This window comes from Flavobacterium aquidurense (genome assembly GCF_001404985.1).
GTDB classification, from domain to species: Bacteria; Bacteroidota; Bacteroidia; order Flavobacteriales; family Flavobacteriaceae; genus Flavobacterium; species Flavobacterium aquidurense_B.
This window is the reverse complement of the sequence record NZ_JRLF01000012.1, coordinates 19,627-43,604: the sequence shown is the minus strand read 5'-3', so window position 1 is coordinate 43,604 and position 23,978 is coordinate 19,627. Positions and strand designations below refer to the sequence as shown.

26 protein-coding genes and 1 tRNA gene are annotated in these 23,978 nt (G+C 33.0%); 11 read left to right on the top strand and 16 right to left on the bottom strand.

The window, feature by feature from the left end; all coding sequences use genetic code 11:
* Positions 1 to 73: 73 nt before the first annotated feature.
* The 12 genes from RC62_RS11980 to hisS all read right to left on the bottom strand — a co-directional run bounded on the left by RC62_RS11980 (position 74) and on the right by hisS (position 11,005).
* Entirely contained in the window at positions 74 to 601 is a 528-nt protein-coding gene (locus RC62_RS11980; RefSeq protein WP_055095464.1) for a GNAT family N-acetyltransferase, read from the bottom strand.
* Between the two features lie 11 nt (positions 602 to 612).
* Positions 613 to 1,416, bottom strand: coding sequence for a Cof-type HAD-IIB family hydrolase (locus RC62_RS11975; protein ID WP_055095463.1), 804 nt, complete (start codon positions 1,414 to 1,416; stop codon positions 613 to 615).
* 87 nt (positions 1,417 to 1,503) lie between these two features.
* Positions 1,504 to 1,722 carry a putative signal transducing protein gene (locus RC62_RS11970; protein ID WP_055095462.1) on the bottom strand — a complete coding sequence of 73 codons (219 nt, stop codon included), beginning with the start codon at positions 1,720 to 1,722 and terminating at the stop codon, positions 1,504 to 1,506.
* 31 nt (positions 1,723 to 1,753) lie between these two features.
* Positions 1,754 to 2,569 carry an alpha/beta hydrolase gene (locus RC62_RS11965; RefSeq protein WP_055095461.1) on the bottom strand — a complete coding sequence of 272 codons (816 nt, stop codon included), beginning with the start codon at positions 2,567 to 2,569 and terminating at the stop codon, positions 1,754 to 1,756.
* A gap of 64 nt (positions 2,570 to 2,633) precedes the next feature.
* A complete protein-coding gene (locus RC62_RS11960; RefSeq protein ID WP_055095460.1) occupies positions 2,634 to 3,299 on the bottom strand; it encodes a DEAD/DEAH box helicase in 666 nt (221 codons plus the stop codon).
* 46 nt (positions 3,300 to 3,345) lie between these two features.
* A complete protein-coding gene (locus RC62_RS11955; protein WP_055095459.1) occupies positions 3,346 to 4,509 on the bottom strand; it encodes a sigma-54-dependent transcriptional regulator in 1,164 nt (387 codons plus the stop codon).
* Between the two features lie 96 nt (positions 4,510 to 4,605).
* Complete coding sequence (locus tag RC62_RS11950; protein WP_055095458.1) at positions 4,606 to 5,922, bottom strand: ABC transporter permease; 1,317 nt, start codon at positions 5,920 to 5,922, stop codon at positions 4,606 to 4,608.
* A gap of 102 nt (positions 5,923 to 6,024) precedes the next feature.
* Positions 6,025 to 6,945, bottom strand: coding sequence for an ABC transporter ATP-binding protein (locus RC62_RS11945; RefSeq protein ID WP_055095457.1), 921 nt, complete (start codon positions 6,943 to 6,945; stop codon positions 6,025 to 6,027).
* Between the two features lie 163 nt (positions 6,946 to 7,108).
* Complete coding sequence (dnaJ, locus tag RC62_RS11940; RefSeq protein ID WP_055095456.1) at positions 7,109 to 8,224, bottom strand: molecular chaperone DnaJ; 1,116 nt, start codon at positions 8,222 to 8,224, stop codon at positions 7,109 to 7,111.
* Between the two features lie 91 nt (positions 8,225 to 8,315).
* On the bottom strand, positions 8,316 to 8,894 hold the full coding sequence (locus RC62_RS11935) for a nucleotide exchange factor GrpE (protein ID WP_055095455.1): 579 nt from the start codon (positions 8,892 to 8,894) through the stop codon (positions 8,316 to 8,318).
* A gap of 364 nt (positions 8,895 to 9,258) precedes the next feature.
* Positions 9,259 to 9,329: transfer RNA gene (locus RC62_RS11930), tRNA-Trp, on the bottom strand.
* 248 nt (positions 9,330 to 9,577) lie between these two features.
* Positions 9,578 to 11,005, bottom strand: coding sequence for a histidine--tRNA ligase (hisS, locus tag RC62_RS11925; protein WP_055095454.1), 1,428 nt, complete (start codon positions 11,003 to 11,005; stop codon positions 9,578 to 9,580).
* A gap of 189 nt (positions 11,006 to 11,194) precedes the next feature.
* On the opposite strand from hisS, the gene RC62_RS11920 reads away from it, so the two are divergent.
* The gene (locus RC62_RS11920) at positions 11,195 to 12,439 is read left to right on the top strand and encodes an ABC transporter permease (protein WP_055095453.1); all 1,245 of its coding nucleotides are present in this window, start codon (positions 11,195 to 11,197) and stop codon (positions 12,437 to 12,439) included.
* Between the two features lie 27 nt (positions 12,440 to 12,466).
* On the opposite strand, the gene prmC is transcribed toward RC62_RS11920, so the two are convergent.
* From prmC to RC62_RS11905, 3 genes are read right to left on the bottom strand one after another with little or no spacing between them, the layout of a single operon-like run.
* The gene (gene prmC / locus RC62_RS11915) at positions 12,467 to 13,330 is read right to left on the bottom strand and encodes a peptide chain release factor N(5)-glutamine methyltransferase (protein ID WP_055095452.1); all 864 of its coding nucleotides are present in this window, start codon (positions 13,328 to 13,330) and stop codon (positions 12,467 to 12,469) included.
* Positions 13,331 to 13,362: 32 nt separating this feature from the next.
* A complete protein-coding gene (locus tag RC62_RS11910) occupies positions 13,363 to 14,172 on the bottom strand; it encodes a hypothetical protein (protein WP_055095451.1) in 810 nt (269 codons plus the stop codon).
* A gap of 4 nt (positions 14,173 to 14,176) precedes the next feature.
* Positions 14,177 to 14,662 (bottom strand): GNAT family N-acetyltransferase, encoded by a 486-nt coding sequence (locus RC62_RS11905; protein ID WP_055095450.1) that lies wholly within the window; start codon positions 14,660 to 14,662, stop codon positions 14,177 to 14,179.
* A 107-nt stretch (positions 14,663 to 14,769) separates the two neighbouring features.
* Here RC62_RS11905 and ribD point away from each other — a divergent pair, with 107 nt between their 5' ends.
* The 3 genes from ribD to RC62_RS11890 all read left to right on the top strand — a co-directional run bounded on the left by ribD (position 14,770) and on the right by RC62_RS11890 (position 17,172).
* Entirely contained in the window at positions 14,770 to 15,819 is a 1,050-nt protein-coding gene (gene ribD, locus RC62_RS11900) for a bifunctional diaminohydroxyphosphoribosylaminopyrimidine deaminase/5-amino-6-(5-phosphoribosylamino)uracil reductase RibD (RefSeq protein WP_055095449.1), read from the top strand.
* Complete coding sequence (locus RC62_RS11895; protein ID WP_055095448.1) at positions 15,812 to 16,414, top strand: HAD family hydrolase; 603 nt, start codon at positions 15,812 to 15,814, stop codon at positions 16,412 to 16,414. Before ribD ends, RC62_RS11895 begins: the two co-directional genes overlap by 8 nt.
* A gap of 125 nt (positions 16,415 to 16,539) precedes the next feature.
* Positions 16,540 to 17,172: an IMPACT family protein gene (locus RC62_RS11890; protein WP_055095447.1), complete on the top strand. Its 633-nt coding sequence runs from the start codon at positions 16,540 to 16,542 to the stop codon at positions 17,170 to 17,172.
* A 31-nt stretch (positions 17,173 to 17,203) separates the two neighbouring features.
* Here the strand turns inward: RC62_RS11890 and RC62_RS11885 are convergent, their stop codons facing one another.
* Positions 17,204 to 17,608, bottom strand: coding sequence for an acyl-CoA thioesterase (locus RC62_RS11885; protein ID WP_055095446.1), 405 nt, complete (start codon positions 17,606 to 17,608; stop codon positions 17,204 to 17,206).
* A 186-nt stretch (positions 17,609 to 17,794) separates the two neighbouring features.
* Between RC62_RS11885 and dnaA the strand changes: the two genes are divergently transcribed.
* The 7 genes from dnaA to RC62_RS11850 all read left to right on the top strand — a co-directional run bounded on the left by dnaA (position 17,795) and on the right by RC62_RS11850 (position 23,960).
* Positions 17,795 to 19,222, top strand: coding sequence for a chromosomal replication initiator protein DnaA (gene dnaA / locus RC62_RS11880; RefSeq protein ID WP_041517015.1), 1,428 nt, complete (start codon positions 17,795 to 17,797; stop codon positions 19,220 to 19,222).
* Between the two features lie 7 nt (positions 19,223 to 19,229).
* On the top strand, positions 19,230 to 19,694 hold the full coding sequence (locus RC62_RS11875; RefSeq protein ID WP_055095445.1) for a low molecular weight protein-tyrosine-phosphatase: 465 nt from the start codon (positions 19,230 to 19,232) through the stop codon (positions 19,692 to 19,694).
* 39 nt (positions 19,695 to 19,733) lie between these two features.
* Positions 19,734 to 20,447: an SAM-dependent methyltransferase gene (locus RC62_RS11870; protein WP_055095444.1), complete on the top strand. Its 714-nt coding sequence runs from the start codon at positions 19,734 to 19,736 to the stop codon at positions 20,445 to 20,447.
* Positions 20,448 to 20,499: 52 nt separating this feature from the next.
* Entirely contained in the window at positions 20,500 to 21,627 is a 1,128-nt protein-coding gene (locus RC62_RS11865; protein ID WP_055095443.1) for a methionine aminotransferase, read from the top strand.
* A gap of 78 nt (positions 21,628 to 21,705) precedes the next feature.
* Positions 21,706 to 22,587 carry an SDR family oxidoreductase gene (locus RC62_RS11860; RefSeq protein WP_055095442.1) on the top strand — a complete coding sequence of 294 codons (882 nt, stop codon included), beginning with the start codon at positions 21,706 to 21,708 and terminating at the stop codon, positions 22,585 to 22,587.
* Positions 22,588 to 22,863: 276 nt separating this feature from the next.
* Positions 22,864 to 23,472, top strand: coding sequence for a uridine kinase (gene udk / locus RC62_RS11855; protein WP_055095441.1), 609 nt, complete (start codon positions 22,864 to 22,866; stop codon positions 23,470 to 23,472).
* A gap of 152 nt (positions 23,473 to 23,624) precedes the next feature.
* On the top strand, positions 23,625 to 23,960 hold the full coding sequence (locus RC62_RS11850; RefSeq protein ID WP_055095440.1) for an FtsB family cell division protein: 336 nt from the start codon (positions 23,625 to 23,627) through the stop codon (positions 23,958 to 23,960).
* The last annotated feature ends 18 nt before the right edge of the window (positions 23,961 to 23,978 follow it).

Here is a 23,978-nt window from a genome sequence, read left to right as displayed (position 1 = left end):
CGAGCTGTTTTCCAAATCTTTGTAGATCTTAAATAAGAAGGCCACAAAGATTTGGAACGCATTTCTTAGGATTTTATATGTTCGGATTTTTTAATTCGTACCAAACTTCCAATTCTTCTTCGTATTCAAAAGAGTTTACATAACGTAAACCCAGCTTTTCCAGAATTCTTCTTGAGTTTTCGTTTCCTGCATCTGCATAAGCATACAATGCATCAACTTTCATTACATTAAAAGCATAATCTACAAAAGCTTTTCCGGCTTCTGTAGCATATCCTTTTCCCCAATGTTTTTCGATAAAACGATATCCAATTTCATAAAAATCTTTATGATTATTGATTTCATTGGTTATAAACTTAATTCCGGACCAACCTAAAAACGCATTGGTTTCTTTAAGAATAACAGCCCAACGACCTGTTCCGAAATCTTTGTATTGCTGTTGTACATTTTTGACATAACCAATACTTTCCTCGATACTTTTCACGGGTTTATTTCCAACAAAAAGATGTACGTTTGGATTAGAATCCAATTCAAACATTCCATCAACATCAGACATCTGTAATTCCCTCAAAAGTAATCGCTCTGTTTCTATTGGCTCTTTCATCCCAAATAATCTTAATTTAAAATATAGCGTTGCACAACCTCAGCAACTCCATCGTTATTATTTGAAGCTACTATTATATTTGCTTTGTCACGCAGTTCAGGCGTCACATTATCGACCCAAACTCCAAGTCCCGCATATTCGATCATTGTCAGGTCATTTCCTGCATTCCCTACAGCAATAATTTCACTTTGATGAATGTTAAGCTTTTCAGCCAATAGTTTAATACTTGCTGCCTTATCAATTCCGTTTTGAGCCGCTTCTAAGAAAAAAGGCTTAGACATCGCAATACTTAAATGAGGCATTGTAGCTTTTAAATCCTTCTCTACTTCTTTTAAATATGAAGGCTCTGCCAATAAAATACATTTTACGGCAGGTTTAGTAACTGCTGCTTTAAAATCAGGCACTTTATTGTGTGGTAATCCAGTAATTTCTTTTTCGATTTCTATATACTCAGAATCTGTTTCGCTTATAATTTCACCATCAAGGTAAGTAATAATATGAGTTTTCATTTTTATACTATAATCGTATAAATCATGAATTTGTTCCGGTGTTAAACATTGTTCAAACAAAACAAGATCATCTTTTACTGTACTGATTACTGCACCATTAAACGAAATAATATAAGAATCATTTAAATCTAATTGTAAGTCTTTTGCATAAGCCGTCATTGCAGATGTTGGTCTTCCTGAAGCCAGGACCACATAAACTCCTTTTGCCTGAGCCTCAAGAAGAACTTTTTTGTTAAGCGCTGAAATTTTATGATCGTCTGTCAACAAGGTATCATCCATGTCGAGCACTAGCATTTTATATTGCATATTTTTTTAGTTTTCAGTTTTTAGTCGCAGTATACAGTCTTAGTTTTCAGTGCTTACTGAGACTGAAAACTGAGACTATTTCCTTATCTAAAGACTCATTCTGAATTCTTCAATAACCGGATTTGCCTTTGCAAAATCTGTTTCCTGAATAAATACTTCAACGGCTAAATCAGATTGTCCAAAACCTCCCAAACGAGCTGATTGAATATTATCTTTTTTTACTGTTTCTACTCCCGCTTGTTCTAATCTTTCCTGCAAAGCAAGTGCTAAAACTTCACTTCCTGAATACACTTTCATTAATCCCATTATATTCTGTTTTTGTAATTATTTTAATTCTTTATTGTAATATTATTTTGAGTTGATTTTGAAAATCACTGTTTTCATTCATTCCAGTATGTTCCTGATCTTTTAACGGGTAAAAATGTCCATTACTTTTTAAAAGATGACTTAAACGAACTGAATTTTCATAAGGTATCAATTGATCCTGCATTCCATGAAAAATATAAATTGGCACTTTGATCTTTGGCAAATATTCGTATGTTTCCAGACTAAACTTCTTCAGAAAATCAGGAAAAAACCGAACTTTACTGCTCGACAATTCTGTAAAACTATAATAAGGTGATTGCAAAATTAAAGCCTTCGGATTATTCTGTGACGCTAAAATAGCTGCGAATCCGGAACCAATTGAATAACCTGTGATAATAATTCTATTCTCAGCATATCGTTTGGTTAAGGTTTTATAAGCAATAGAAATATCTTTATTTAATTGATCTTCATTCTCTATTTCTCCTTCGCTTTTACCAAAACTTCTATAATCCAGAATAAAAATATCATATCCTAGATTGGTATAAATTTTAGCAATTTTTCCCCAGGTTTCTAATGTTCCTGCATTGCCATGAAGATAGAAAACCAAACCTTTAGAATTTTCAGCCTTAAATAATAAACCATTTAATTTTACACCATCAAAAGATTCAATATCTAATTCTTCAAATTTATGCTGATAATCAAACTGGAAATCTTTTGGTAATCTGGCACTCTGAAAAACCATTCCAACCTGATTGAAATACACATAGAAAATAATGACTGCATAAATAAAAACAAAAAACGCAAGAAGCACAATTGTCAAAAATTTAAGTGTTTTCAACATCTCCATAGATTACTTTTTTTAGTTTTCAGTCGTAGTCACAGTTTTCAGACTGAGACTGAAAACTACCACTTTATTCCTCTTCCTGAATATCGTCTTCTTCTTCATCAAGCTCCTCTTCGCCTTCTTCATCCATATCAAACAAAAATGGTTCTAACATCATCTTATCTGCTAAAATTTCGATACGTTCTGTCAATGTTTCAGCAAAAATAATACGTTGCGTTTTTGTGATACTGTTAGAAATACGCATGATTTTAGTTTCATGACGTAACTTCAACATAGGATCTGCATCGTCGATAATAAACATCTTCAAACGGTTTACATTATATCCCGCAGTGGTAAACATATCACTGAGTTTATTTGGAGTTCCAATTAAAACATCTATTCCAGTAGAAATATAATTTTTATCATAATCTGTATCTCCTTTATCATGTACGCCGTAAACTTCAAGATTGGTATATTTTCCGTATTTTTCAAAAAGCGCTTCCATTTCCAATACTTTTGCCTTATCCTCTACAAAAATCAAAGCACGTGGCGATTCTTCTGTATGACCTGCCAATTGCTGGATTACATTTATTACAATTGTAGTCGATTTTCCGCTTCCTGCCGGAGAAAGAATAATGCAATCTGCACCACTTTTTATCGTCGAAAAAGTTTCCTGCTGCAAAACATTTGCCTCAGTTAAACCATTTTCGATTAAAGCGTCTTGTAATTTTTCGTTTATTTTCTTTAGTTTCATATTCTAATTTTAGATTTATGATTTTAGAATTTAGATTCTAAAATCACTATTTGCTTGCAAACATTTTTACATCTGTTTCAGAAATTTCGTTACCTCCTAAAATGATCAATCTTTCGACTACATTTCGAAGTTCACGGATATTTCCTGTCCAATCGTATTCCTGCAATAATTTTATGGCTTGCGCCGAAAATACTTTAACCACATTTCCTTGTTCTGAAGCAATTTTTGCTGCAAAATGTCTTATCAAAGCCGGAATATCATCACGTCTTTCATTCAATGGCGGAACTTTTATCAAAATTACAGCCAGACGATGGTATAAATCTTCTCGGAAACGTCCTTCGGCAATTTCCGTTTTTAAATCTTTATTTGTTGCAGCCACAACTCTCACATCGACTTTTATATCTTTTTCGGCACCAACTCTGGTAATCATACTTTCTTGTAAAGCGCGTAATACTTTGGCTTGCGCCGAAAGACTCATATCTCCAATTTCATCTAAGAAAATAGTTCCTTTATCGGCTGCTTCAAACTTTCCTGCACGGTCTTTTACTGCTGATGTAAAGGCACCTTTTACGTGGCCAAACAATTCGCTTTCGATCAGTTCACTTGGTATAGCAGCACAGTTTACTTCAATTAAAGGAAAATTAGCACGCTCGCTTTTTTCATGTAATTGATGCGCTACTAATTCTTTTCCGGTTCCGTTTGGTCCGGTAATCAAAACTCTGGCTTCAGTTTGAGCTACTTTATCAATCATAACTTTAATATGATTAATAGCTTCACTCTCACCTACCATTTCGTAGTTCTTGCTTACTTTTTTCTTTAGGATTTTATTTTCAACTACAAGTTGTTTTTTATCTAAAGCATTACGGACTGTATTTAGTAAACGATTTAAATCCGGTGGTTTTGAGATATAATCAAACGCTCCCAAACGCATGGTATGAATCGCAGTTTCCATATCGCCATGTCCTGAAATCATAACCATAGGAATTTCAGGTTTTATTTTTTTAGCTTCTTCCAGAACCTCAACACCGTCCATTTTTGGCATTTTGATATCACACAAAACCAAATCATAGTCGTTGTTTTTTATTTTTTCAAGTCCCGCAACACCATCTTCTGCTTCCTCTACCTGATAAGTGTCGTTCTCTTCTGATAAGATTTTTACCAAAACTCGCCTAATCGAGGCTTCGTCTTCTATAATTAGTATTTTACTCATTCTTTTTAAAGATGCTAAGATACTAAGACGCTAAGTTTCTGAGTTTTTTAGCTAAAATCTTAGCATCTCAGAAACTTAGAATCTTAGAATCTCAAGTTAATATTTAAGCCATCTGTACAATTCTTTCCAGGTTGGTTTTTTGCCGTACATTAAAATACCTATACGGTAAATTTTTGCTGCGAACCAAACCACAAGAAAAAAAGTAGCAAACAATAATGATACCGAAATTGCGATTTGCCACCACGGTACTCCAAACGGAAGTCGCATTAACATTACAATTGGTGAGGTTAACGGAATCATCGAAAATATAACTGCAATTGTTCCGTGAGGATCATTGACAACAGTAAAAAATCCGATGTAAACACTTAAGATAAGCGGCATTAATATAGGCAAAAGAAACTGTTGCGAATCCGTTTGATTGTCAACAGCAGCTCCAATTGCTGCATAAAATGAACTATATAAAAAGTAACCTCCCACGAAATAAATTACAAATCCAATTAAGATACTTACGATTGGCAAATTCCATAATTCGCTAATGTACATTTGGGCACTTCCGGACATTTCGTTTTGTGCTGACTGCATTAATTCTGGCGAAATTCTGGCTGTTGGACCAACATTTACACCAAAAAATGCCGAAGCGGCAAACATTAATCCTAAACCAATAATAGCCCAAATCATAAATTGTAACAATCCTGCAAGTGATGTTCCGATGATTTTACCAATCATTAACTGAAATGGTTTTACAGATGAAATAATGATTTCGATAATTCGGTTTGTTTTTTCTTCTATCACGCTTCGCATGACCATATTTCCGTAAATGATAATAAACATCATGATCAAATAGCCAAATGCGCCTCCAATACCAATTTTTATTTCATTCAATCCTTTTAGACTTTCTTCGCCGGAAGCTTTTATCAAATGCATATTAACAGCCGATTGTGCTTTTTGAATGGCCAAGGTATCCAGTTTTGCTTTTTCCAGATTTATCTTTGTGATTTTCTCCGCGATAACATCCTGTGTTTTTTCTATAAAAGAAATACTTGGGCTATTGTTCGAAATAAACTCAATTTTACTTTCCAGCTCTTTTAAATTATTTGCTTTTGGAATAATAATTAATCCATCAAAATTTTCATTTGTAATACTGTCCTTTAATGCTTTTACATTAAGTTCAGACAAGTTCAAATATTTAAAAGCTGCTTCTTTTTTATTCTGCTTTACAAAATCATTAGCAAATAAACCTGTTTCATCATGAATGGCAATTCGTTTTGTTTCTGCTTTCATCGAACTCAAATAACCAATAAATCCAGCTATTGCAACAAACAGTAACGGACTTAAAAAAGTCATGACAACAAAAGACTTATTGCGAACTTTTGCAATAAACTCTCTTTTTATAATTAATGAAATAATACTCATTTTTTAGATTAATTAGATTTTTAGACTTCTTAGATTATTAGATTTTTTTTTTAGATTTCCAGATTCTGTCTAAGAATCTAAGAAGTCTAACGATCTAAAAATCTATCCGGTTACTGTTTGAATGAAAATATCGTTTACACTTGGTATTTTCTCTACAAAATGTGTCACTTGCCCACGTTGTGTTAGAATATTCAGTAATTCATTCGGGGTCGAATTTCCAATTTGAATATCTAATTTCAAATCATCATTTAAGGATTTAAAATTTGCAGGCGAAACAGTAAATTTTTGTGTGATATCATACATCAAACCTTCAACATTACTTGTCAGAATTCCAACTTCAAAACTATTGGTTCTAAACTGACGTTTTACATCGCTTAGTTTTCCTTCTATTAATTTATTTGATTTATGAATTAAGGCAATATGATCACAAAGTTCTTCGACACTTTCCATACGATGTGTCGAAAAAATGATTGTTGCTCCCTGTTCTCTCAGTGCCAGAATTTCATCTTTGATAACATTGGCATTTACAGGATCAAATCCCGAAAAAGGTTCATCGAAAATCAATAATTTTGGTTTGTGCAATACACAAACTACAAACTGAATTTTTTGTGCCATTCCTTTAGAAAGTTCCTGGATTTTTTTGTTCCACCAACCCTGAATTCCCAAACGGTCAAACCAATATTCTAACTGAATTTTGGCTTCGGCTTTAGAAAGTCCTTTCATTTGTGCCAGATACAAACATTGCTCTCCTACTTTCATAGAAGTATATAATCCTCTCTCTTCAGGAAGATATCCAATAGTCTGCACATGTTTGGGCTGCAATTTTTCACCATCCAGAATTATTTCGCCACTATCCGGCAAAGTAATTTGATTTATGATTCGTATAAGAGAAGTTTTTCCAGCTCCATTGGGGCCTAATAACCCGTAAATACTACCTTTTGGTACATTTAATGAAACTTCGTTAAGCGCTACATAATCACCGTATTGTTTTACGACTTTATGTACTTCGAGTAAGTTGCTCATGCTATATTTTAGATTTTCTGCTTCAGTTTGATCATTATGATCATGAGCCTGTAAAAGTAAATAATTCGAAGCGAATCTTTGTATAATTACGCAAAAAACCCATTCTAAATTTATATTAGAATGGGTTTTAAAATTTATTTGATTCTTTTAGAAAAAGTTTAGCTTATGAAAACATATCTTTTACTTTCTCAAAAAATGATTTTTCTGATTTTTCAGGGCTTGGTACGAAGTGTTCATCATTCAGAGCATTTTCAAAAAACTGTTTTTGCTCTTTATTAAGTGTCTTTGGTGTCCAAACATTTACGTGAACCAATAAATCACCACTTCCGTAACCGTTTATACTTGGAATACCTTTTCCTTTTAATCTTAATATTTTTCCGGATTGAATTCCTTCTTCTAATTTAATACGAACTTTTCCGTTTATTGCTTCGATATCTTTAGAAACTCCTAAGACAGCTTCAGGGAAACTAATATATAAATCGTAATGAATGTTTTCACCTTCGCGTTTCAGGAATTCGTGCTCTAATTCTTCGATAGCTACAATCAAATCACCAGGAATACTATTTCCCGGAGCATCGTTTCCTTTATTAGAAACTTTTAATTGCATGCCATCAACAACTCCAGCAGGAATTTTGATTGATACTGTTTCATCTTCCTGAATCATACCTTGTGAATCTGCTTCAGAAGGTCTTTTATCTAAAATTTGACCGGAACCACCACAAGTAGGACAAGTAGATGCAGATTGCATTCTTCCTAAAATAGTATTGGTTACACGCATTACTTGTCCCTGACCATTACAAGTCGAACATGTTTTGTATGTAACGCCTTTAGCCTGAACTTTACGTTTTACTTTTACTTTTTTCTCAACACCGTTTGCAATTTCTTCTAAAGTTAATTTTACTTTAATTCGAAGATTGCTTCCTTTAGCACGACGAGGACCTCCGCCACCGCCTCCGCCGAAACCACCAAAACCGCCACCAAAAATATCTCCAAACTGGCTGAAAATGTCATCCATATTCATACCACCGTGGCCACCGCCGCCAAAACCTCCTGAACCATCAAAAGCTTGATGTCCGTATTGGTCGTATTTAGCTTTTTTGTTAGGATCGCTTAGAACTTCATAAGCTTCTGCCGCTAATTTAAAGTTTTCTTCTGCCTCTTTGTCGCCTGGATTTTTATCCGGGTGATATTTCAATGCACTTTTTCGATACGCTTTTTTAATTTCGGCAGCATCGGCATTTTTTGAAATGCCTAGTATTTCGTAAAAATCTTTTTTCATAATTTAGGTTAAATTCCATCCCGATAATAATCAGGATAAATTCCAAAATCCAATTCTTAAAAAATTGATATTCAGAATCTAATTTACATTTTTAGTTTCCGATAACCACTTTAGGGAAACGAATAATTTTGTCTCCTAATTTGTATCCTTTTTCAATAACATCGACAATTTTCCCTTTTAATTTATCAGACGGAGCCGGAATTTGGGTAATTGCCTCAGCAAAATCAGCATTAAAAGCATCACCTGCTCTTACTTCAACTTGTTCTAAACCTTTAGATACCAAAGTGCTTTTTAGTTTTTCATAGATCAACTCTACTCCTTTTTTCAGATTTTCATCTTCAGATTTGTTGATTTCTACAGTCGCTCTGTCAAAATCATCCAAAACAGGAAGCATTGCTAACAAAACTTCTTGGTTTGCTGTTTTAAACAAATCGATACGCTCTTTTGAAGTTCTTTTTTTGTAATTTTCAAATTCAGCAAATAATCTCAAAAACTTATCTTTTTCTTTTGCCAAGTCTTGAGCCAATTGCTCTTCAACACTTAATTCTTCAACAATTAATTGTTCACCGTTGGCGTTGTTCTCTAACGTTACATCATCTAATTCCTGATCGAACTCTGTATTTTCCGTAGTCATATTACTTTTATTTTTAAAAATATTTTTAAACTTCATTTTTTATTCTTTCTGTTGGATTGCAAAATTACTGCCAAATGTTTTAAAATGTCAAATTGTCACTTTATTACAAATGAGGCTTTTAAAAAGCGAATGAAATCCCACAAAATTTAATACAATTTTAAGACTATTACGTTTTAGTTGTAGTATATTTGAGATCCAAATTGGAAATTATAGTATTATCTATCAAAATTGAATTTAAGGGTTGGCCTCGGCTTCATAAATAATTATTAATTCAAGTTTACCTTATATTAAAAAAAGCTTCGCCTATTACAGACGAAGCTTTTTTTTATGCTTTTACCTTAACTCCTCAAAAGCCTCTGATAAATAATTAATAACTATTGTTATTTGATATATTTTATTGCACGGGCGGAGGGATTCGAACCCCCATCAACGGTTTTGGAGACCGCTATTCTACCCTTGAACTACGCCCGTAACTTAAGGCCGCAAATTAAATGCTTTTTTTTCTTTTCTACCAACTATTTGACGCAAATTTTAAAAGATTTAAGCTTATAAACGCTAACAATTCAGTAACATAATCACCATCAAACCTTTGAGAAATTCGCGTCTTTTTAATCAAATTACAATTTTGTGAACTTTGTAATTAATTCCGCCACGAATTCACGAATAAAAATCATTTTAATATGTGAATCTGTGGCAAAAAAACTTATCCCTATTCCCGGTTAAGCCAGTAAAGCAGCTTTTAATCCTTCAAAATCAACAGAGATTTGCTCTCCTGAAACCAGATTTTTAAGCGAATATGAATTGGAGGCAATTTCCTGATCGCCGGCAATTACTGCAAACGGAATCAAACGTTTATCTGCATATTGAAATTGCTTGCCTACTTTTACATTATCAGGATACAATTCAACTTTTATGTTTTCTTTTCTCAATTTCTGAATCGCTTGTGAAGCGTACAAAGCCTCAACATCTCCGTAATTAATAAATAATGCTTTTGATGTTGCCGCAACAGTTTCCGGAAACAATTGTAATTCTTCGAGAACTAAATAAATACGATCAAGACCAAAAGAAATTCCAACTCCACTCATGTTTTTCAATCCAAAAATACCTGTTAAGTCATCGTATCTTCCGCCTCCGCCAATAGAGCCCATTGAAACTGTTTTTGGCGCTGCTACTTCAAAAATAGCACCCGTATAATAATTCAATCCACGCGCAAGGGTTACATCAAGATCCAGAGTTGCCGTTGCCAAACCTAAAATTGCCACATTGTCACAAATAAATTTAAGTTCCTCCACACCTTTCATTCCTTCTTCAGATTCTGCTAATAAATCTGAAAGCTGATTTATTTTATCTGAAAATGTTCCTGAAAAACTAAAAAGCGGCTGAACTTTAGACAACGCTTCTTCAGCAATACCTTTTTCGATCATTTCTTTTTTCACACCATCTTCACCAATTTTATCCAGTTTATCAAGAGCCACTGTAAAATCGATCAATTTATCCGATGCTCCAATTACTTCGGCAATTCCGGATAATATTTTTCTGTTGTTTATTTTAATAGTCACTCCTTCTAAACCTAAAGAAGTAAAAACAGTATCATATAACTGAACCAATTCTACTTCCTGCCACAATGATTTTGAGCCTACAACATCAGCATCACATTGATAAAATTCTCTATAACGTCCTCTTTGCGGTCTGTCGGCTCTCCAAACAGGCTGAATCTGATATCTTTTAAAAGGAAACTCAATTTCGTTCTGGTGCTGCACCACATATCTCGCAAAAGGAACCGTTAAATCATAACGCAATGCTTTTTCTGAAATTTTTCCGGTAAATTTATTCAGCTCAATTCTTTGATCCAGGTTTATTGTTTCAGCAGAATTTGCTTGCAGTGCTTCTATAGATTCCGGTAATTCAATTTTATTTTTATTAAAGAAAAAATTACCTGAATTCAATATTTTAAAAATCAAACGATCGCCTTCTTCTCCATATTTACCCATCAATGTATCTGAATTTTCAAATGAAGGGGTTTCGATGGGCTGAAAACCAAATTTCTCGAAATTATTTTTTATAGTCTGAATTATATATTGACGTTTTGACACCTCTGCAGGTGAAAAATCTCTTGTTCCTTGTGGTATGCTTGGTTTTGAAGCCATTTTTCTTTTTATTTTAAATTGCTGATTTTAGCTTCTAGATTTGGCTTAAAGCCGAAAATCCAAAACTTTCTTAGATTATTTAGATTTCATTATCTCGAATCGACTGCAAATATCTTATTTTTTAAAATAAATAATGCCAGTTCGAAAACAAACTTGTAACAAAAAACGTATTTTCGTGACAAATTGGTCATGATGCTAAAATTATTTAAAGAAAATATCCGAATTGCTTTTGGTTCTATCAAAACACAATTATTGCGTACTATTCTTACCGTTTTAATTATCGCTATCGGGATTACCGCTTTGGTAGGAATCTTAACGGTGGTAACAGCTCTTGAAAATACCATTTCGACTAATTTTGCTTCTATGGGAGCAAATACGTTCAACATTAACCAATACGAAAACAATTTAAAAAACCGCGGAAGTAATGAGCGTGAAATCATTAACCCAATTATTTCTTACCCTGAAGCGGTTGCTTTTAAAAACAAATACAAATATCCTTTTACAGAAACTTCTTTATCTTTTACAGCAACAAAAACGGCTGAAGTAAAATATATGGACAAAAAAACCGATCCTGAAATAAGCATTCTGGGTGTTGATGAACATTTTATCACCAATTCAGGTTTAGAGATAAGTTCCGGCCGTAGTTTTAATCAATTTGATATTGAAAACAATACTTATTCCTGCGTCGTAGGATCAGATTTTGAAAAAGGTTTATTAAAAGACGTGAATCCAATTGATAAAATAATTTCGATTCGCGGTGCTCGTTTTAAAGTTATTGGAGTTCTAAAAGAGAAAGGATCAACATTTGGGAACAGTCAGGATTTACGTGTTTTGATTCCAATACAGGTTGCAAGATCATTATTTACTGCTCCAAATATCAATTATACTTTAAGTGCAATGGTTGCTAAAAAAGAACTTCTTGATGAAGCGATTGATAATGCTACAAGTACAATGCGAAGAGTGCGAAAATTGAGCCCTGTTCGCGACAATAATTTCGGAATTGGCCGCAGCGATGATTTGATAAACCGCATTCTTGGAATCACAAAATACTTAGGCTGGGCATCCTGGATCATCAGTGTTATTACCATTTTAGGATCTTCGATTGCCTTAATGAACATTATGATCGTTTCAGTTACAGAACGTACACGCGAAATAGGAGTTAGAAAAGCTTTAGGAGCAAAAAAAATAACAATAGCTGTTCAATTTTTTATCGAAACTTTATTGATTGGACAAATTGGAGGTTTGATTGGTATTATAATCGGAATTCTTTTGGGTTTTGCTATCGCAACTGCAATGAGTTTTGTATTTGTAATTCCGTGGGTAGCCATTTTTGCTGCTTTTGCAACTAGTTTTACCGTAGCCATTGTTTCAGGTTTATATCCTGCAATCAAAGCTTCTCAATTAGATCCAATTGAAGCTTTACGTTATGAATAATCATGATATTTAATCTCAAAACTAGTATTAAGCCATAGAAACCTTGCAGGAAATCATTCTGTCATTATCATAAATATCTTTTCTTAATTCGATATTTGTAAAATTCATATTTTCGAGCAATTCCCTCATTTCATCACCCAAATACTGATTGATTTCAAAATATAATTGTCCATTTTTTAAAAGATTATTTTGAGCCAGTTTTGCTATTTTTCGATAAAAAACCAAGGCGTCATTATCTTCTACAAAAAGCGCGAGATGCGGTTCATAATCCAGGACATTCTTTTTAATTTCCTGCTTTTCTAAATTACGAACATAGGGCGGATTTGAGACAATAATATCAAAATCATATTTTAGGACTTCAAGTTCCAAAATATTTTTAAACATAAATGTCACTTCTACGTTATTATTTATTGCATTCTTCTTAGCTGTTTCTAATGCTTTTTTCGAAACATCAATTGCATACACTTCGGCATTCTGAATATTTTTTGCCAGAGAAATAGCAATACATCCACTTCCGGTACCAATATCCAGAATTTTAATTTTTTTAGAATTATCAATCTTAGAATTTTCATTGATAATCCATTCTACTAATTCTTCAGTTTCCGGTCTTGGAATCAAAACATTTTCGTTGACTTCAAAATCCAAACCAAAAAAATTAGTTTTCCCTAATAAATACTGGATTGGAACTTCCTTTTTTAATTGGGCCAAAAATGAATCCCATACAACAAAATCACTTTCTGAAAAAGTTAACTCATGATTTAATGCTAAATCAATTTGTCGTAATTTATGTTTGTCTTCTAAAATCAAATAGAAAAAACTTTCCGCTTCGTACGCATCGTAAAAAGGCGATAATTCTTTAATAAATTGAGTACGATATTGTTTGATTTTCATTTTCTTATATCTGTTATTATAAAAAGATTTTTTTAGCAATCAAATTGCACTGCTATTTCTGAAACTTTTTTTACAGTGTCTTCGTTTTTAGCTTTAGAGGAAAGAAACAAAATCACACGTTCTTCTTCATAATTTCTATTTGCACCAAAAACAAAATCCAATTTTCCGTCTGCATCAATGTCCCCGGCAAAAAGCAACTCTACAAATGTATCCTGAAATGAATCTTCTGCAAGAAGCAATTTTTCGGTCCCATTTCCTATGGTTAGATAAAGTTTATAATTTGCTACGTTTTTAAAAATTTGTTCTTCATTTTCATCTGGATCTGTTTTAAACTGAGAAAGAACTTTTCCTTCGGCCCTAAAAACATAATCAACGCTGTTAAATGCATAAGACACTTTTTCTTTAGGCCAGACTTTTCGTTTTTTAATTTTTAAGGATTTAACACTCCCTGTTTTCAGTTCCGGAAGATCCATAAAAACAATAACTTTATTTTTAGGAGAAATTGACACCAAAGAATCTCCGGTACATTCATCAAAATCTTTTTCTGTTTTAAAATCAGCTTTTCCTAAATAATACGTTCCGTTTTCTTCATATAATTCAATCCATTTTTCACTTAAGGAAGTTGCAGGATTTTTAGCATCATAAGTTCGATAACTTCTTGGCAATAGAATATCAAATTCTTTTTTAAACTCTTCATCTGATACCGTTTCATCCTCTTTCAAAGAATCTTTAACAGTAGTTTTATTGATAATACTGCTGGTTTTTTTTACCTTTTTTTCCTGAGAACCATTACAAGAGAATAAAACCGAAACTAAAATAATTACAAAAACATTTTTTTTCATAAGCTTATAAATCTTTCAACATCCACACAGGGCAAGAACTATGCCCGGTGGATCCCATTGGGGCATCTAAATATTCAAATCCTGATTTTTCATATAATTTTTGTGCAGCGTGCATAAACGGCATTGTTTCGATATAACATTTTTCAAAACCAAAATTACGCGCTTGTTCCAAACATTTTTCCATCATTTTTGTACCAATACCCAGACCACGAGTTTTAGGCAAAAAGTACATTTTTTGTAATTCACATATATTAGAATCTCCATTTTCTAATGGTGCGATTCCTGCACAGCCTACAATTTCGCCTTCATTTTCGACTACATAATAAACGGATTGTGGCTTATTATACTCTTCAAACATTAAATCTAAATAAGGATCTTCATAAGCTGTACCCACTTTAGGTATTTCGATTTCATCAAAAACCGATCTTATTAATTGAGCAACTGCCTGATTGTCTTCTTTTTTGATAGATCTGATAATCCAATTTTTCATATTTCTTTATTCCTATTATCTATATACAAAAGTAAAAATAGTTTTTTGATAGTTTCTTAACTATTGTGTTAACTATTGAACTAAACAAAAATAACTACTTTTGCACTGTGAATATACATGAAAAATACATAAAACGTTGCATTAAATTAGCACAAAATGGGTTTGGAACTACATATCCTAATCCAATGGTTGGAAGCGTAGTTGTTTATGAAGATCAAATCATTGGCGAGGGCTGGCACAGAAAAGCCGGTGAACCGCATGCTGAAGTTAATGCAATACAATCTGTAAAAGATAAATCGTTATTAAAGAAGGCTACAATTTACGTGAGCTTAGAACCTTGCAGTCATTTTGGAAAAACACCTCCGTGCTGTGACTTAATTATAGAACATAAAATTCCTAATGTAGTCGTAGGAACTGTAGATCCAAATGAAAAAGTGGCAGGAAACGGTATTAGAAAATTAATTACTTCCGGAGCTAATGTTATTGTTGGTGTTCTTGAAAATGAATGCAACGAACTAAACAAACGCTTTTTTACATTTCATCAAAAAAAGAGACCCTATATAATATTGAAATGGGCCGAAAGTGAGGATGGTTTTTTATCTCCTGAAAAAGAAACTAATCAAGACCGAAAACCTTTCTGGATTACAAATCAATATTCAAGGCAACTGGTTCATAAATGGCGTAGTGAAGAACAAGCCATTCTAGCAGGAACCCAAACTGTTATTGACGACAATCCAAAATTAAATACCAGAGACTGGTCAGGGAATAATCCGGTAAGAGTTGTTTTAGATCAAAACAATCGCATTTCGAAAGACAGCTTTATTTTTGACGACAGTATAAAAACTATTGTATTTACTAAATCTGAAACAAACGGCTCAACAGAAAACACTAACTTTGAAATAATTGATTTTAATCAGGACATAATACCGCAGATTTTAGCTGTTTTATATCAACACCAAATTCAATCTGTTATTATTGAAGGCGGATTACAGACTTTGCAATCTTTTATAGATGAGAACATCTGGGATGAAGCCCGTATTTTTATCGGGAAAAGCATTTTCAGAAAAGGCACAAAAGCTCCCATTATCCAAAAGAAAAACCTAACGAAAATTTACTTAGAGGGTGACGAATTATTAAACATTAGAAATCATGATTGATACTATAATTTTTGACTTTGGAGATATTTTTATCAATTTAGACAAACAGGCTACCATTTCAGGATTGCAGAAATTAGGCATGACGGAATGGAATGCTGAATTGGATCGTTTGAATCTTTTGTTTGAAACGGGTGACATATCTTATGATGATTTTCTGGCAGGTTTTCAAAAAGAACTTCCAAATGCCTCAATAGAACAAATCCTTGAAGCATGGAATGCTGTTTTAGCAGATTTCCCCTTATATCGTTTAGAGTTTTTGCAAATGCTTTCTAAAAAATACCGATTGTTCTTATTAAGCAATACAGATGCTATACATATTGCAACTTTCGAAAACAAAAGTGGAATCTCTTTTTACAGCGATTTCTATCAATGTTTTGAGAAAGTTTATTTTTCGTTTGAAATTGGAATGAGAAAACCAAATGCTGAAGTTTTTCAGTACTTAATCAAAAAACACGAATTATCTCCAAAACGCACTTTATTTATAGATGACAAAAAAGAAAACACAGATTCTGCTGCTACTTTAGGTTTCCATGTTTGGAATTTGCAAGTTGGAGAGGAAGATGTCGTGGATTTATTTGATAAAAAAATAATTTAGCTTATCATTTTATCTTTCTCGCAGATTTTGCAGATATCTTAAATACCTTAAAAACAAATCTGCTTTATCTGCAAAATCTACGAGAGAAAAAGTTTAGCACAAAAATTAATCTTGAAATTTACCTTTTGGAATACAACGATACTTATAAAACAATTGCTTTTGAATCTGAAGAAATACTTTTAAAAGAAAAAGGAAGCAAATTCTTTGGCTATGCTTTTCCTATCGAAAATGAAGATGAAGTAAAACCTATTATCGAAAACTTAAAAAAACAACATCCGCATGCAGTACATTTTTGTTACGCTTATCAATTAGGTACAGCTCCCAAAATCTCCTATCGCGCTAATGATGATGGCGAGCCAAGCAATACTGCCGGAGCACCAATTTACGGACAAATACAATCTTTTGGGCTCACCAACGTTCTTGTAGTTGTTGTTCGGATTTTTGGAGGAGTAAAATTAGGTGTCGGTGGATTAATTGCTGCTTATAAAACTACAGCGCAAATGACTCTTGACGTTTGTGAGGTGATTGAAAAAACAATCGATGTTCATTTCTTAATCTGTTTTGATTATAAAAACATGAACAAAGTAATGCGGGTAATTAAAGAAAAAAAGCTGGAAATCACATCTCAGGAAATGGAAATTGATGAAGATTCCGGTTTGCCAATTGGTAAAATTAAAACAAAAACGCGCAAAAAAAATGCCGAATCTGTATTCGACATTTTTGATTTAATGTTCGAAATCGACATTAAAATTATATAATTAGTTACAAAAACCTATCTCCTTTTAACAATTAGACAAGCGTTTTAAACAATTCTAAAATATAATCCGGAGGGGCAGTTGGACGACCTGTTTTTAACGAAATAAATACTAAAATAAATACGGCAGTTGTTAATAACTCATTCGCTTCGTTATAAATCTCGCAGTCAAATTCAATCTTGACAGATGACTGACTTTTGAAAGCAGTATGAATCGTAAGGAGCTCATCGTAGCGTGCCGATTTTTTGTAATTTATTTGCATGGAGACGATCGGCAATCCAATTCCGCTTTCTTCCATACTTTTATACGAAATCCCTTTATTTCTAAGCCATTCCACACGTCCTATCTCAAAATAAGGGATATAATTTCCGTGATAAACAACTCCCATTTGGTCTGTTTCTGAGTAACGAACACGCACTTGCGTTTGATGATTTTTCATTATTTATATATTAAAAAAAATTAGCTTCCAAAAGTTCACTTACAACATTTTTTTATAAAATTAGAGTCCAAAATATTTTTTTTTACAGAAATTTGTTCACATATTTGTTATCCCGAAATACGGAATAAAATTGCTCCTTTTTTATTAGGAGAATCTTTATCAATAATAAAAAATTTATCTGAATCTATGACTAAAACTGCTCAATCGGTATGGGAAAACTGTTTGTCCTTTATAAAAGACAATATTCAAGATCAAGCCTACAAAACTTGGTTTGAACCAATCAAATCAGTTGAGCTAACCGACAACGCGTTATATATTCAAGTACCAAGTAAATTCTTCTACGAATGGCTGGAAGAACATTACGTTAAATTATTAAAAGTTGCACTTACCAAAGAACTAGGAAAAAACGCAAAGTTACTCTATAAAATTAAAATGGAGAACACTTATGGCAATAAACAACCTTTTACCGAACAGTTGCCAAGTGCCAACAGAGTGCCAATGAAACCGCAAGAGGTTGATGCTCCGTTTAAAAACTTAAATCCTGAACTTAAAAATCCATTTGTAATTCCCGGAATTAGAAATCTTAAAATTGAATCGCAATTAAATGCCAATTACAGTTTTGACAATTTCTTAGAAGGAGATTCAAATCGTCTTGCCCGTTCTGCAGGTATGGCTGTTGCTAACAAACCCGGAGGAACATCCTTTAACCCTTTATTGATTTTTGGTGGAGTTGGTTTAGGGAAAACACACCTTGCTCACGCTATAGGAGTCGAAGTAAAAGATAAATATCCTGAAAAAACGGTTTTATATATTTCTGCCGAAATTTTCACACAACAATATATTGATTCGGTTAAAAAGAATAATCGTAATGATTTTATTCACTTTTACCAATTAATCGACGTTTTGATTATTGATGATGTTCAGTTTTTATCTGGAAAATCAGGAACTCAAGATGTATTTTTTCACATTTTTAACTACTTGCACCAAAACGGGAAACAAGTAATTTTAACCTCTGACAAAGCTCCTGTTGACATGCAGGATATTGAACAGCGTTTATTATCACGTTTTAAATGGGGATTATCGGCTGAGTTACACCAGCCGGATTACGAAACCAGAATTTCGATCCTTAAAAACATCTTATATCGTGATGGTGTTGAAATGCCGGAAGACATTATTGAATATGTTGCCCGTAATATCAAAAGCAATGTTAGAGAACTTGAAGGCGCAATTATTTCACTGATCGCACAATCTTCTTTCAACAAAAAAGAAGTTACGATCGAATTGGCTAAAAGCGTTGTAGAGAAATTTGTTAAAAATGTAAAGAGAGAAATCTCTATTGATTATATTCAAAAAATTGTGTCAGATTATTTCCAGTTGGACATTGAAACTCTTCAATCTAAAACTAGAAAAAGACACGTGGTTCAGGCGAGGCAATTGGCCATGTTTTTTGCTAAGAAATTCACAAAAGCTTCTTTGGCAAACATTGGCTCACAAATTGGGGATCGCGATCACGCTACCGTTTTACATGCTTGTAAAACTGTTGATAATTTAGTTTCTACAGACAAACAATTCAAAAAATTTGTCGAAGACATCAACAAAAAATTAACGCTATAAACGCATCATGCCAGTAAAAATCTTAATGGTTTGCTTGGGAAATATTTGTAGATCACCTTTAGCCGAAGGTATTTTAACATCAAAATTACCTAATACCTTTATGGTTGATTCTGCAGGAACCGGATCTTGGCACTTAGGTCACTCACCAGATAAAAGATCTATCGCTATTGCCAAAAAAAACGGACTCTGTATAGATACTCAAAGAAGCAGACAATTTAAAGCTGCTGACTTAGACGAATTTGATTACATCTATGTAATGGATAATTCAAATTACAGGGATGTAATTAATCTTGCAAAAACTCCTGAACATAAAAACAAAGTTCAACTTATTCTGAATGAACTTTTTCCGGACGAAAATGTAGATGTTCCGGATCCTTACTTTGGTGTTCCTAATGGTTTTGATACTGTATATCAAATGCTGGACGAAGTAACGGATATAATCGCAAAAAAGCTCATAGAAAAACATCCATAGCTTTTTATTTTTTTTTTAAAACAATATAAAAAACCGCACATGAAACTTCCAGGAAAACTATATTTAATTCCAACTACAATGGGCGAAAGCGATCCTATGGACGTTTTACCACAAACAGTAAAAAGAAGTATCGATTTTATAGATCATTATATTGTTGAAAACGAAAAAACAGCCAGAAAATCTATAAAAGCAGTTTCTCCGGAAAAGAAGCAATCAGAACTTATACTTTTCACGCTTAACAAACGTACAGAACCAAGTGAACATTTAGACTTTATAAAACCTTTATTAGAAGGCAAAAATGTAGGTTTAATGAGTGAAGCCGGATGTCCCGGAGTTGCTGATCCAGGAGCTGTAATTGTAAAATTAGCACATGAAAAAGGAATTCAGGTTGTACCTTTAGTCGGACCATCTTCTATATTACTAGCCATGATGGCTTCCGGAATGAATGGACAAAGCTTTACTTTCAACGGTTACTTACCTATTGACAAAGACGAAAAAAAATCAGCTTTAAAACATTTTGAGAAATTATCCCAGGATAAAAATCAATCTCAGATTTTTATAGAAACTCCCTATAGAAACAACAAACTGGTTGAAGATATTTTACAAATTGTAAATCCTTCTACTCATCTTTGTATTGCTACAGATATTACTTTACCAACAGAATTCATTAAAACAATGCGTATCGCTGATTGGAAGAAACTAAAAGTTGATTTACATAATCGACCTACAATTTTTATTATTCATAAAATGTAATCGTAAAAATTATCTTATATTGTACTCACAAGTTTTTTAATCAAACTTTCTAATGAGTAAACTTCCAAATATAACCACAAGCATCTTTACGGTAATGTCTAAAATGGCAACAGAATATAATGCCATTAATCTATCACAGGGATTTCCTAATTTTCCCGTAGATGAAAGACTAACCGATATTATTGCAAGATTAGCGAAAGAAAATGTGCATCAATATACACCAATGGCAGGTTATCCGCCGTTGATGAATCAGATTGCAAAATTAATTCACAGCTCATACAATAGAACAATTAATCCTGAATTAGAACTTTTAGTTACGGCAGGAGCAACTCAGGGAATTTTTACTTCTATTTTAGCTTTAATAAAAACAGGAGACGAAGTTGTTATTCTGGATCCAAGTTATGATTCGTATGAATCCCCTGTTCTACTTTGTAATGCAAAACCAGTTCGTGTACCATTAAACAATGATTATACACCCAATTGGGAAATTATAGACAAAGCATGTTCATCAAAAACAAAGATGATCATCATCAACAATCCGCATAATCCAACGGGGAAAATTTTGACAGGAGATGATTTTTTAGAATTAGAAAAATTACTTTTAAAATATCCTGAAATTATTGTTTTGTCAGATGAAGTCTATGAATATATTACTTTCGAAGAAAAACATATTTCGGCTCATACCAAAGATTTTCTTTTGCACCGTTGTATAATGGTTTCTTCTTTTGGAAAATCATTTCACATTACAGGTTGGAAAATTGGTTATACAGTAGCTCCTGAACATTTAATGAAGGAAATCAAAAAAGTACATCAGTTTTTAGTATTTAGTGTCAACAGCATTTCACAAGCTGCTATAAGTGAATATTTAGATGTTGTCGATGTAAATCTCTTAGGGAAATTCTATCAGGAAAAACGAGATTATTTCCAGAAACTTCTTCAAAACAGCCGCTTTGAACTAAAGGCCTGTGAAGGAACTTATTTTCAAGTAGCATCATATGCCAACATTTCAAACGATGACGATGTTACTTTTTGCAAAAAACTAATCACAGATCATGGCGTGGCAGCTATTCCTATTTCTACTTTTTATTCTGATCATAAAGATCAAAAATTAATACGTTTTTGTTTTGCCAAAGATGGCTTTACATTAGAATCAGCTGCAAAAAAATTGTGTGATATATAAAGTTTATTAAAATTTTATAACATTATTATGCGTGCATCCTATTTATTTAATTAATATTGTAATAAAAAGATAAAAAATATGAGCTATACAGATAAAATGTTAAGAGATGACGCTTTAAAAGGTAAAGTCATAGTAGTAACAGGCGGCGGAAGCGGTTTAGGAAAAGCAATGACAAAATATTTCTTAGAATTAGGAGCTCAAGTGGCGATTACTTCAAGAGATTTAGAAAAGCTAAAAAATACTGCCACTGAACTCGAAACTGAAACCGGTGGAAAATGTTTACCGCTTCAGTGTGACGTTCGTCATTATGAAGAAGTAGAAAATATGCTCCAGGAAGTTTTGAAAACTTTTGGAAAAGTAGATGTTCTTTTGAACAATGCTGCCGGAAATTTTATTTCTCCAACAGAACGTTTATCTGCAAATGCATTTGATACTGTTATAGATATCGTATTAAAAGGTTCTAAAAACTGTACGCTTGCTTTTGGGAAGCACTGGATCGATACCAAACAAACATCAGCTACAATTTTAAATATCGTAACTACTTATGCCTGGACAGGATCAGCTTATGTTGTACCTAGTGCTACAGCAAAAGCCGGAGTTCTTGCCATGACACGCAGTTTAGCTGTAGAATGGGCAAAATACGGAATCCGTTCTAACGCGATCGCTCCGGGACCATTCCCAACAAAAGGCGCCTGGGACAGATTATTACCGGGAGATCTTGCAGAAAAATTTGATATGGCAAAAAAAGTGCCTTTAAAACGTGTAGGAGATCATCAGGAATTGGCCAATTTAGCGGCTTATTTAGTATCTGATTTTTCAGCTTATGTAAATGGAGACGTGATTACAATAGATGGCGGCGAATGGCTAAAAGGCGCAGGACAATTTAATTTATTAGAAGCAATTCCTGAAGAACTTTGGGACCAGCTGGAAATGATGATAAAAGCAAAAAAGAATAAATAATTTTACGTGCTTACTAAATTCAGAATATTTTATTAAAACTATACTGATTGCACAAATCCCGAAGGTTTACTTTCGGGATTTTTTTTTATGCTTTTCACCACATAAGTCATAATCTTTTAACCATATAAGTAATATTAGTTCAGTTAAGTACCATTTTGTTTAAATATCTCACTGCTTACATTTACTTATATTACTTATATGGTTTAAATAAATAATATGTTCAGAGAATTGACTTAAATTATTATTTTTGCCAAACAAATATCAAACAAAAAATATATGCTCATTATTGGAATTGCAGGAGGAACAGGAAGTGGAAAAACAACAGTAGTACACCAAATTATGAACGAATTACCAGACACTGAAGTTGGTGTAATTTCTCAGGATTCATATTATAAAGAAACCCATAATTTGTCGTTCGACGAAAGAGCATTAATCAATTTTGATCATCCACGCGCAATTGATTTTGAATTATTGGTTAAACACTTAAAAGCGTTAAAAGAAGGTGAAACCATAGATCAACCCGTATATTCATTCATACAACATAACAGAACTGATGATACGGTATCAACTCATCCTAGAAAAGTGATGATTGTAGAAGGTATTTTAATTTTGACAAATCCTGAACTACGAGATCTTTTTGATGTAAAAGTTTACGTTCATGCAGATTCTGACGAAAGATTAATTCGTCGTTTAAAGCGTGATATTTCAGAACGCGGACGTGATATCGACGAGGTTTTAACACGTTACCAAAACACCTTAAAACCTATGCACGAGCAATTTATCGAACCATCAAAAGCTTTTGCAGACATCATTATCCCTAACGATAAATACAACACCGTAGCTATCGATGTAGTTCGCGCTGTAATTAATCAACGAATTTCATAATTTTTATCGTAAATTTATTCCATAAAAATTAGGAGCTATTTCCCGCTTTCGCCTTTATCTTTTTATGGTAGAAAAAACCATAAAAAGGATATCGGCTCTATCGGGGCTAGAACACCAATCAAATTTATAAGAAGTAATCAGTTAAAGAGAAAATGAAACTAAAAAATCCATATAAAGACAAGCGCTGGTTCAAATTAATGAGCAACAAATATGTCTGGGTTTTACTATTTTTCGTGGTCTGGATGTTATTTTTAGACAATTACTCTTATTTTGACCATCGTTTTCTTGACGGGCAGATTAACGAATTACAAGACAATAAAAAATACTATCAGGACGAAATAAAAAAAGATCAGGAACAGATCAAACAACTTAAAAATCCTGAACAAATAGAAAAATATGCCCGCGAAAAGTATTTCATGAAAAAAGACAGCGAAGATATTTATATCATTCAATTTGAAGGAGATACTATTCAAGACACTAAAGAATAATCAGAAAAAAGTACACAA

Coding starts and splice junctions, on each gene's coding strand:
- RC62_RS11955 (WP_055095459.1), bottom strand. CDS start 4,509: ATGAGTAAAATACTAATTATAGAAGACGAAGCCTCGATTAGGCGAGTT.
- RC62_RS11980 (WP_055095464.1), bottom strand. CDS start 601: ATGAAAGAGCCAATAGAAACAGAGCGATTACTTTTGAGGGAATTACAG.
- RC62_RS11975 (WP_055095463.1), bottom strand. CDS start 1,416: ATGCAATATAAAATGCTAGTGCTCGACATGGATGATACCTTGTTGACA.
- RC62_RS11905 (WP_055095450.1), bottom strand. CDS start 14,662: ATGAAAAATTGGATTATCAGATCTATCAAAAAAGAAGACAATCAGGCA.
- RC62_RS11965 (WP_055095461.1), bottom strand. CDS start 2,569: ATGGAGATGTTGAAAACACTTAAATTTTTGACAATTGTGCTTCTTGCG.
- RC62_RS11950 (WP_055095458.1), bottom strand. CDS start 5,922: ATGAGTATTATTTCATTAATTATAAAAAGAGAGTTTATTGCAAAAGTT.
- RC62_RS11895 (WP_055095448.1), top strand. CDS start 15,812: ATGATTGATACTATAATTTTTGACTTTGGAGATATTTTTATCAATTTA.
- RC62_RS11865 (WP_055095443.1), top strand. CDS start 20,500: ATGAGTAAACTTCCAAATATAACCACAAGCATCTTTACGGTAATGTCT.
- RC62_RS11960 (WP_055095460.1), bottom strand. CDS start 3,299: ATGAAACTAAAGAAAATAAACGAAAAATTACAAGACGCTTTAATCGAA.
- RC62_RS11920 (WP_055095453.1), top strand. CDS start 11,195: ATGATGCTAAAATTATTTAAAGAAAATATCCGAATTGCTTTTGGTTCT.
- RC62_RS11850 (WP_055095440.1), top strand. CDS start 23,625: ATGAAACTAAAAAATCCATATAAAGACAAGCGCTGGTTCAAATTAATG.
- RC62_RS11935 (WP_055095455.1), bottom strand. CDS start 8,894: ATGAAGTTTAAAAATATTTTTAAAAATAAAAGTAATATGACTACGGAA.
- prmC (WP_055095452.1), bottom strand. CDS start 13,330: ATGAAAATCAAACAATATCGTACTCAATTTATTAAAGAATTATCGCCT.
- hisS (WP_055095454.1), bottom strand. CDS start 11,005: ATGGCTTCAAAACCAAGCATACCACAAGGAACAAGAGATTTTTCACCT.
- RC62_RS11870 (WP_055095444.1), top strand. CDS start 19,734: ATGAAACTTCCAGGAAAACTATATTTAATTCCAACTACAATGGGCGAA.
- RC62_RS11885 (WP_055095446.1), bottom strand. CDS start 17,608: ATGAAAAATCATCAAACGCAAGTGCGTGTTCGTTACTCAGAAACAGAC.
- RC62_RS11970 (WP_055095462.1), bottom strand. CDS start 1,722: ATGGGATTAATGAAAGTGTATTCAGGAAGTGAAGTTTTAGCACTTGCT.
- RC62_RS11875 (WP_055095445.1), top strand. CDS start 19,230: ATGCCAGTAAAAATCTTAATGGTTTGCTTGGGAAATATTTGTAGATCA.
- RC62_RS11860 (WP_055095442.1), top strand. CDS start 21,706: ATGAGCTATACAGATAAAATGTTAAGAGATGACGCTTTAAAAGGTAAA.
- dnaA (WP_041517015.1), top strand. CDS start 17,795: ATGACTAAAACTGCTCAATCGGTATGGGAAAACTGTTTGTCCTTTATA.
- RC62_RS11945 (WP_055095457.1), bottom strand. CDS start 6,945: ATGAGCAACTTACTCGAAGTACATAAAGTCGTAAAACAATACGGTGAT.
- dnaJ (WP_055095456.1), bottom strand. CDS start 8,224: ATGAAAAAAGATTTTTACGAAATACTAGGCATTTCAAAAAATGCCGAT.
- udk (WP_055095441.1), top strand. CDS start 22,864: ATGCTCATTATTGGAATTGCAGGAGGAACAGGAAGTGGAAAAACAACA.
- RC62_RS11910 (WP_055095451.1), bottom strand. CDS start 14,172: ATGAAAAAAAATGTTTTTGTAATTATTTTAGTTTCGGTTTTATTCTCT.